Below are 8,502 nucleotides of genomic sequence, written 5' to 3' on the forward strand. Positions count from 1 at the left end.
ACAAAAAACAAATGCGGACGCTGCACAAAGAGCTGATCCATCTGGTCTCCCACGGCGATCACGATGCCGATGACGGCCAGCATGATACTTATCTGCAGGCGTCGCCTCATCTGGCGGTTGGCATGCAGCTTCGTCCGAGCATCAACGTCCCCGTCCTGTTCCAGTGTTCGACGAGCGCGCCAGACAAACAGGCCCAGTAGTGCTGCCAAAACAACCAGAGCCGCTCCAAAAATCAGGGCGGGTAAGGTCGTGGCGTCGATGCGAATGAAAAGAATCATGATCCTTGGATATTAATCGACGGCGTCCTCGGTTCCCAGCGGGAATCGGCCGCGCTACAATCCCGGAGTAAGCGTTCACCGGCAGGTGCTGACGCAAGTTCAGGGCGGGCCAGAACGAACTCGGACGGATTCGCACGAAGTCGCATCCCGCTGACCCTCATCCGAATCGAGAATGCAGGCCGATGGCCCTCGTTCTTGCTCGTCGACGCTTACAGATCGGGCATACATCGACCGGAGACACCATGCTGACCCCCGCCTTGCAGAACAGCCGATTCCTCAAAGCCGCACGACGTGAGGTCACGGATACCACCCCGATCTGGATCATGCGCCAGGCAGGTCGGTACCTTCCCGAATATATGTCGGTTCGCAGCAAAGTGACGTTCATCGAGCTTTGCAAGTCGCCCGAACTCGCCGCCGAAGTGACTCTGACCGCTCAGCGGGTGCTGGGTGTCGATGCGGCAATTCTGTTCGCCGATCTGCTGCCCATGCTGGAACCCATGGGAATTGATCTGGAATATGCCAAAGGGGAAGGCCCTGTCATCCATAACCCCATCGTCACGGCCAGCGAGGTTGATCGATTTCGCGAACTTGAAGATGTCGGTTCGATGCAGTTCGTTTTCGATGCGGTGAAGCTGATTCGTCGGGATCTCCCCGCAGACATTCCGTTGCTGGGGTTTGCTGGTGCTCCGTTTACCCTGGCTTCGTACGCCATCGAAGGGGGCGGCTCGAAGAATTACATCCGGACCAAATCCCTGATGTACACCGATGAAGGAGCCTGGCGGACGCTGATGCAGCGCCTGGCACGCAGTCTCGTTCGGTACATCAACGCACAGATCGACGCGGGATGCCAGGCGGTCCAGTTGTTTGATAGTTGGGCAGGCTGCCTGTCGCCGGACGATTACCGGACCTATGTGCTGCCTTATACGCGTCAGGTGATCCAGGGGATCAAGCCCGGTGTTCCGGTGATCAATTTCCTGACGGGAAATCCGGCGCTGCTGCCGCTGTTGCGTGAGGCAGGCGGGCAGGTGATCGGTCTCGACTGGAGAGTGAATCTGGCGGACGGATGGAAGACGGTGGGGCACGATGTTGCAGTGCAGGGAAACCTTGATCCGGTGTCATTGATGGCCGATCTGCCGACGCTACGTCGCCGGGCAAAAGATGTTCTCGACGCGACGGGTGGTCGTCCCGGTCACATCTTCAATTTGGGACACGGTGTCTTTCCCGAAGTTCCTCCTGAGAGCGTGAAGGCTCTGGTGGAAATGGTGCACGAGATGGGGCGTCATGCAGGCTCACGATAAACCGCGGCGAATCGCCGTCATCGGGGGCGGGCTGGCTGGTCTGTCGGCCGCACACCGCCTTTGTGAACTTGCGGGCGAATCGCGAGACGAGATCTCGGTCACGCTGTTTGAAGCGGGTTCCCGACTGGGGGGACTCGTTGGGACTGAACGTATCGGTGACTATCTGGTGGATCTCGGAGCGGATTCGTTCCTGACGAACAAGCCCGCGGCCGTCAGCCTGTGTCGTCGACTGGGGATGGAAGATCGACTCGTTTCCACCGACACGCGATTCCGCGGAGCGCTGGTTCTGTTCGACGGGCGGCCTGTGCCCATTCCGGAGGGGTTTCAGTTATTGAGTCCCACAGCCATCTGGCCTGTTGTCACCTCCCCGCTCTTCTCGGTTTGGGGGAAAGTACGGCTGCTGTCAGAATGGTTCCTCCCCCGCCGCCAGGGGGGCATGTCGACTCAAGCGGGTAGCCAGCAAGGTGGCGAACCGCGAGGGATCGAAGATGAAAGTCTTTCCAGTTTCGTGCTTCGCCGGTTTGGGCGCGAGGCACTCGAACGACTGATACAGCCGCTGGTGGGGGGGATTTACACCGCCGATCCAACGCGTCTGAGTCTCGCGGCGACGATGCCCCGCTTTCTTGAAATGGAACGTGACTACGGCAGTCTGATTCGTGCCTCGCTGTTTCAAAAGTCCAAGGCCCGAGCCAGGTCCGGGAAGCGGTCCCCTGCTTCGGATCGTCCCTCCGCCGCTGCCACGGATACGTCCAGTGGGGCCCGGTACGGGTTGTTCGCAGGACTCAAAGGGGGGATGGAGGATCTCGTCGACGCCTTAGGAGCGAAGGTGCGCTCGCGTTGCGATGTTCGTCTGCAAAGCGAAATCCGGAGCATCACTGAGTGTTCGGCGGGCGTGGATCATGCGGATGTACCTGATGCCGCGCGGTATCGTATTACGCTGGCGGATGGATCTGCGGAAACATTTTCGGGGCTGGTCATCGCCGCGTCGGCTTCTCGAACCTCGCAATTGGTTTCCTCGCTGGATGCCGAATTGAGCGAAGCCCTGTCGGGAATTGAATACGCGTCCAGCGCAATCGTCGTCTCCGGGCATCGCCTGTCTGACATCCGCGATCCACTGCACGCATTCGGTCTGGTGATTCCCCACCGGGAAGGTCGGCGAGTCCTCGCTGTCTCGTTCTCAAGTCGCAAGTTTCCGGAGCGGGCGCCTGCGGGGCATGTGCTGTTGCGGACGTTTGTCGGCGGAGCGCTGCAGCCCGAAATTCTTGAAAACTCCGATGAGCGAATCATCGAAATCGTTCGTGAAGAGTTGGCAGAGATGCTTGGCGTTCACGGGCAGCCTGATTTTATGAGAGTGGTTCGTTACCGGCAGGCGATGCCGCAATATCACGTCGGGCATCTGGAGCAGGTTACGCGAATCGAAAAATGGGAGCATCGCCACACAGGTCTAGCTCTTGCAGGGATCACGTGCCACGGTGTGGGGGTCCCGGATGCGATTGCAAGTGGCGAACAGGCGGCCGAGCGCGTCTGGTCGACGCGGTAAGAGGCGGCTTTTTCCTGCCTGAAAATTCAGGCAGCGACGAAGTCCCTCCACAAGTCCATGTTATTTGGCTCTCGAGCAGCCTGATCAGACTCTGTCCGGATTTCTCTCGGCAATGGCCAGTGGGTGGGATAGGCTTTTGCGTACCTCGGTTAATTGCCTGAGGGGACTGCGGTTCATGGAGTGAGGTGGGCTCCTGGGCAGATTCAGAGACCGTTTCAGCCGGAATCCTGCAGACCTGGAGAGTTACGCCGGCACTATCGATTCGATGGGAGGTGTGGTGTGTCAGATACCAATACGACGCCGTTTGAAGTCGAAGTCTTTTATGACGGTGGCTGCCCGCTGTGCGTGAGGGAGATCGCTCTTCTGCGCCGCTGGGACCGTAGGGGAAAGATTCGCTTTACAGACATTGATGCCCCGGATTTTCGAGCGGAAGATCTGGGGAAGACACAGGACGATCTGATGGCGCGGATCCAGGGCCGGTTGCCCGATGGAAAGTGGATTGAGGGGGTCGAAGTGTTTCGACGCCTCTATCAGGCCGTCGGGTTTGGGCCCGCCGTGACGCTCACGCGACTACCGTTAATTTCCCAGTTACTCGATCTGGGTTACACACTGTTTGCACGCAATCGACTGCGACTGACGGGGCGGTGTCAGGGTGGAAGTTGTCGCATCGACACGGCGACGAAGCCTTGACCGGTAGTCACGCGTCGTGGCCAGGCCGTTAAAGCAATGTCTGTTCCTAGCGGCTCGAGTTGGCTGAGGCTGCTGCCACGATTTGTTCCAGGCGGCCGGTGACGTGGGCAATCGTCATATCTGTGGTGTCGATGATGATCGCGTTCGGGGCGGGCTGCAGCGGCGAGCACGCGCGAGTCTCGTCGCGATAGTCGCGGAGGGACTGTTGCTCCAGCAGTTCTTCGAGTGAGACTTGCTCACCCTTTTCTTCGAGTTCCCTCAGGCGCCGGCGGGCTCGCTCCTCGGGCGAGGCGGTCAGGAAGAACTTGCAGTCGGCGTTCGGGAAAACGATCGTCCCCTGATCGCGTCCTTCGGTGACGAGATTAATCCCATGGGCGATCTTCCGCTGCAGATCCACCAGACGGCTGCGTACGGCGGGGTGAGCGGCGACGATTGAAGCTGATTGGGTGACTTCCTGCTGTCGGATCGCGTCGGTCACGTCCTGATCGCCGAGCAGTACCCGGTTGTTTGCGAAAGTAATCTTCAGTCGCAGCGTTTCATCAGCGACGGCTTGTTCGTCGTCGAGAGGGAGTTGCTTCTTCAGGCAGGCGTAAGCGACGGTCCGGTACATGGCTCCGGTATTGAGGAATTCAAAGCCTAACCGGTCCGCGAGCGTTCTCGCCACGGTGCTCTTTCCGGTACCCGCTGGACCATCGATCGTCACTATCATTCGTTCACACCAGAAACATGGTCCATGGAGCTCGTTTCGCGACAACCGTCACGCCTGTGAGCAATGTCGGTCGAGCGAAATACGAACTCCCATCGTAACATTGCGGCGGCGCTGAGGACATCAAGGCGGATGAATTTGAGTGGCGTCCAATTTCGGTGCGATTCTCCAGTCGATCTCGCTCTCACGGGTTGTCACAATCGATGTTCGCAAACGCGAATGCGATTTCCGCTCGGGTCAGTCAACTGGAAGGCACGCTCACCCCAGTCTTCCCGGCGAATCTCGCAGGTGATTCGGGTCTTCGATTGAATTGCCTGCTCATAAATCGCGTCGATTCCGTCGACTTTCAGGAAGAGGTAGCCGGTGCCAGCGATCTGCCAGGGATGTTCGTGTGGCCCTTCGTCGAGAATCAGATGTACTTCGGCGGAATCCCGGCGAAGGATGGCATAATTCCCTTCGGGATTTTCGACCGGATCAGTGTGCAGATATACGGCTTCGAACCCCAAAGTGTGCGAATACCACTCACGGGCAATCGTAAGATGAGACACCGGGAGGACGACGATCCCTTTAAGGAGTTTCGGCGCATTCATTTGAGAAAGATTCCTTGTGGTTCAGTAGCCAATCCAAAATGAAATCATTATAGTTCCGGCTCAGGGAAACCGATTCGCATCCTCCAGAGGTGCAATCTGCAGCTTCAATTTGGAATTTCCTTCTTGAACGCAGGATCTTTGGCAGAGAGTGACCTGTTCGCTTGACGAGACGGCTTGAAGTTGGATAATTCCCTCCCGGCTTTATGGTCGGGCCGAAATAAGCGGGTGTAACTCAGTTGGTAGAGTACCACGTTGCCAACGTGGTTGTCGTGGGTTCGAGTCCCATCACCCGCTCTCTCTCGTTTCTTCCATAAAGGACGTCATTTGTGAGTGAAGCCGAATCCCCCGTCGCGGACCCAGTCTCGGAAGCGACTGAGGACCTGAAGTACAGGCTCTCCCTGAAGGTAGACATTCAGAACATCGGCCCTTGCCGCAAGCATGTTCGAGTCACTGTACCTCGTTCCGACATCGACCATTTCTCTGGCGAAGCGCTGGAAGAAGTCGTCAAGACCGTGGCGGTTCCCGGTTTTCGTAAGGGTCGCGTCCCTGCCAGTCTCGCCGCAAAGCGATTTCGCGAAGATATCGCGAACAGCGTTCGTCAGCGGATCTTGATGCAGAGTCTCGAGCAGCTTGCTGAAGAGAACACGCTCGATCCCATCAACGAGCCCAGCTTTGACGTTGATAGTCTGGTCATCCCCGAAGAAGGTGACTTCGAATACGAATTCGATGTCGAAGTTCGTCCTGATTTCGAGTTGCCCAAGTACGAAGGCCTGGTCATCCAGCGGCATGTTCGTGAAGTAGGCGATGCCGATGTCGACGTCTATCTGAATCGCTATCTCAGCCAGTACGCTGTCTACGAAACTCATGAAGGTGCTGCCGAAGCGAATGACGTTGTCGTCGCTGCAGTCGAGTTCACGAAAGATGGTCAGCCGTTCCGCAAGATTTCTTCGGTCGAATTGCAGCTGAAGCCAACCATTCGCTTCCGTGATGCAGAACTGAAAGATTTCGACAAGCTGATGGCAGGTGCTGTCGCTGGTGATGAGAAGAAGACGCAAGTCACGATTTCTCAGGAAGCCGAACAAGTCGAAATGCGTGGTGAGACTCTGGATGTCGTCATCACCGTTGGCGAAGTTCAGCGAGTCAAGCTGCCTGAACTGAACGCTGCATTCTTCGAACGAGTGGGCTATGCCGATCTGGCCGCTCTTCGCGCCGAAATCCTGGGGATGCTCGAACGTCAGGTTGTCTACGAACAGAGACAATCGGTTCGCCGACAGGTCATCGAAAAAATCACCGAATCGGCCACATGGGATCTTCCAGAGATGCTTGTCCGCAAGCAGACTGAGAACGCCCTGCGGCGCGAAATTCTTGAGATGGAACAGGCTGGCTTCACAACACAGCAGATTATGGCGCGGGAAAATCAACTGCGACAGAACGCTGTGACGTCGACTCGTCAGGCTCTGAAAGAGCACTTCGTCCTCGACAAGATCGCCGAGACCGAAAAGATCGAAGTCACTCCTGCCGATCTCGAAACCGAAATTCAGTTGATGGCCATTCAGCGTGGCGAAACCGCTCGACGGGTTCGTTCTCGTCTGGTCAAGACCGGCGTCATCGAGAACCTCGAAGCTCAGATTCGCGAGCGTAAGGCTGTCGATGTTCTGCTGAAGTCCGCTGTTTACGAAGACGTTGCTGTTCCTCCGAGCAACGACGACGATATTCAGGCTCTCTCTATCTCGGTCTGCGGCAACTCGGCTGTTGCCGTGAATCCGAAGGATGAAGAAGAAGACGGCGAAGAGTGATTGTTGAATTGCAACCTGTCACCGGGTTGAATGAATAATGAAAAAAGCCTTCCGAGTTTTCGGGAGGCTTTTTTCGTTATTCCGATCGAGTGATCGCACGGCGAGTAGCAGAGGGCGCGATTGGGTATGCGATGGAAGGTGGTTCGCTCGGCGGCAACGTGTGGTGATTCAGGTTGGTATTGCGAGCGCGCGGTTGGCTGTTCGACTTTGCGTCCCGGGCCTGGTGCGCTCGGCTGGAAGAGTGAATGTGGGCGGTCTGAAATTGCGACTGGAGTCGTGGGCTAAAAATTCTTGAGTGGCGCGTCAGCATCGCCGAATTGCGACGCTTCCACACCCGCGTAGTTCAGCAGGGAAAGGTACAAACTGCAGAGCTTGCGATGCTGATCATCCTGATGGCCGTAGTCGAGGACTCGCCCGGTCGCGATGGTTCCTCCCAGTCCCCCTGCGAGCAGTAGAGGCACCTTGGAAGAATCGTGCTGGCTCCCGGACCACATATTGGAAATGAACATCAGGCAGGAGTGGTCGAGGACGGTCCCGTTCCCTTCCGGCATGGCTTCGAGTCGAGATGCAAGATACGCGAGCTGCGAAACGTAGTAACGTGAGACTCGTTCATAGGCATCGGATAGATCATCATGCGACGCGGGGTGATGGGCGAGGCGAACGTCGAGGAAGGGATAAAAGAGCCCCGAAAGATCTCGACAAAGCAGAAGTGTGGCGACGCGGGTTTTATCGGTCTGGAAAGCGAGTGCGATGATGTCGCACATCAGCCGCATATGATCGCGAATGTCTTCGGGCAGTCCGTTTTCAGGGCGCTTCATCAGGTTCATTTGCCGGGCCGCGTTCTTCGCTGCGGCTTCCGCCTGGTTTTTTACGGACCGAACTTTCTCAACCTGTTTTTCAACTTCACGGACACTGCTGAGATATTCTGTCAGTTTCACCTGATCGGAATGGCTGATGCGCCGGCTGAGGTGAGAGGCGTGGTCTTTGACGCGATCGAGAATGCTTTTTGTCCGTTTGCTGCCCTGATTGTCGAACAGACTGTCGAACGCGAGTGACGGGTAGACCTCCATCGGGACGGGAGAATTCGCGTCGTGCCATGAGATGTGTGAGCTGTAAGCCATCGAGAAATTGGTTTCATGATAGCCCGTAATGGGTTGCTCACATCCCAGGACCAGGCTGGACTGCGGCGTATCGTCGTTGAAGCGCAGTGCCAGCACCTGATCCAGGCTGATCCCCCCTCGCAGTACGGCTCCTTTCTGCAGTGGGGCACCAGAGAGGATATTACCTGTCTGGCCCGGATGGATTCCGACACCAGTCGCTTCTTTGTTAAACAGGCCATTGATGACATTGATTTTGGATTTCAGTGGCGCGAGCGGTTCCAGGCTTCGGCTGAGTTCCATCTGGTCCCCGGCCCCTTTCGCCCACCAGTGCTCTGCATTGATGCCGTTTCCCATGAACAGGGCCGCGAATCGTCGCGGATGCTCCGATCGTTGTTCGCCGGTGACCGAATCATCGCCCCAGACCGGAAGGGATTCGAGCCAGGGGAGTGACATCGCCACTCCGACACCGCGAAGAACTGTCCGTCGATTAACCCGGATGCTGTC

At 57.1% G+C, this 8,502-nt stretch carries 8 protein-coding genes and 1 tRNA gene; 5 read left to right on the plus strand and 4 right to left on the minus strand.

The features are described 5' to 3' along the window. The coding region (locus VGE80_RS01175; protein ID WP_440591375.1) for a hypothetical protein at window positions 1–278 on the minus strand (278 nt) is incomplete at its 3' end. Window positions 279–460: 182 nt separating this feature from the next. Between VGE80_RS01175 and hemE the strand changes: the two genes are divergently transcribed. The 3 genes from hemE (at window position 461) to VGE80_RS01190 (ending at window position 3,806) form a co-directional block, all read left to right on the plus strand. After that, window positions 461–1,576: a uroporphyrinogen decarboxylase gene (gene hemE, locus VGE80_RS01180; RefSeq protein WP_440591376.1), complete on the plus strand. Its 1,116-nt coding sequence runs from the start codon at window positions 461–463 to the stop codon at window positions 1,574–1,576. Then, window positions 1,560–3,116 carry a protoporphyrinogen oxidase gene (gene hemG / locus VGE80_RS01185; protein WP_440591377.1) on the plus strand — a complete coding sequence of 519 codons (1,557 nt, stop codon included), beginning with the start codon at window positions 1,560–1,562 and terminating at the stop codon, window positions 3,114–3,116. The genes hemE and hemG overlap by 17 nt, the downstream gene beginning before the upstream one ends. A gap of 279 nt (window positions 3,117–3,395) precedes the next feature. Further along, window positions 3,396–3,806 (plus strand): thiol-disulfide oxidoreductase DCC family protein, encoded by a 411-nt coding sequence (locus VGE80_RS01190; protein WP_440591378.1) that lies wholly within the window; start codon window positions 3,396–3,398, stop codon window positions 3,804–3,806. 46 nt (window positions 3,807–3,852) lie between these two features. Here VGE80_RS01190 and cmk read toward each other — a convergent pair whose 3' ends face one another. Together cmk and VGE80_RS01200 are read right to left on the minus strand one after the other, a co-directional pair. Further along, the gene (gene cmk / locus VGE80_RS01195; RefSeq protein WP_373650093.1) at window positions 3,853–4,515 is read right to left on the minus strand and encodes a (d)CMP kinase; all 663 of its coding nucleotides are present in this window, start codon (window positions 4,513–4,515) and stop codon (window positions 3,853–3,855) included. Window positions 4,516–4,706: 191 nt separating this feature from the next. After that, the gene (locus VGE80_RS01200) at window positions 4,707–5,102 is read right to left on the minus strand and encodes a glyoxalase superfamily protein (RefSeq protein WP_373650094.1); all 396 of its coding nucleotides are present in this window, start codon (window positions 5,100–5,102) and stop codon (window positions 4,707–4,709) included. Window positions 5,103–5,323: 221 nt separating this feature from the next. On the opposite strand from VGE80_RS01200, the gene VGE80_RS01205 reads away from it, so the two are divergent. Both VGE80_RS01205 and tig read left to right on the plus strand, forming a co-directional pair. Further along, window positions 5,324–5,396 (plus strand) — tRNA-Gly (locus tag VGE80_RS01205). Window positions 5,397–5,428: 32 nt separating this feature from the next. Next, window positions 5,429–6,898, plus strand: a complete 1,470-nt coding sequence (gene tig / locus VGE80_RS01210) for a trigger factor (protein ID WP_373650095.1) — start codon at window positions 5,429–5,431, stop codon at window positions 6,896–6,898. Between the two features lie 281 nt (window positions 6,899–7,179). Here tig and VGE80_RS01215 read toward each other — a convergent pair whose 3' ends face one another. Then, window positions 7,180–8,496, minus strand: coding sequence for a DUF1552 domain-containing protein (locus VGE80_RS01215; RefSeq protein ID WP_440591379.1), 1,317 nt, complete (start codon window positions 8,494–8,496; stop codon window positions 7,180–7,182). Between the last annotated feature and the right edge of the window lie 6 nt (window positions 8,497–8,502).

The sequence above is a fragment of the Schlesneria sp. genome (genome assembly GCF_036405755.1).
Taxonomy (GTDB): domain Bacteria; phylum Planctomycetota; class Planctomycetia; order Planctomycetales; family Planctomycetaceae; genus Schlesneria; species Schlesneria sphaerica.

What these genes read in the sequence shown, in the direction of transcription:
- cmk (WP_373650093.1), bottom strand. Translation starts at nt 4,515, where the DNA reads ATGATAGTGACGATCGATGGTCCAGCGGGTACCGGAAAGAGCACCGTG.
- VGE80_RS01200 (WP_373650094.1), bottom strand. Translation starts at nt 5,102, where the DNA reads ATGAATGCGCCGAAACTCCTTAAAGGGATCGTCGTCCTCCCGGTGTCT.
- hemG (WP_440591377.1), top strand. Translation starts at nt 1,560, where the DNA reads ATGCAGGCTCACGATAAACCGCGGCGAATCGCCGTCATCGGGGGCGGG.
- hemE (WP_440591376.1), top strand. Translation starts at nt 461, where the DNA reads ATGGCCCTCGTTCTTGCTCGTCGACGCTTACAGATCGGGCATACATCG.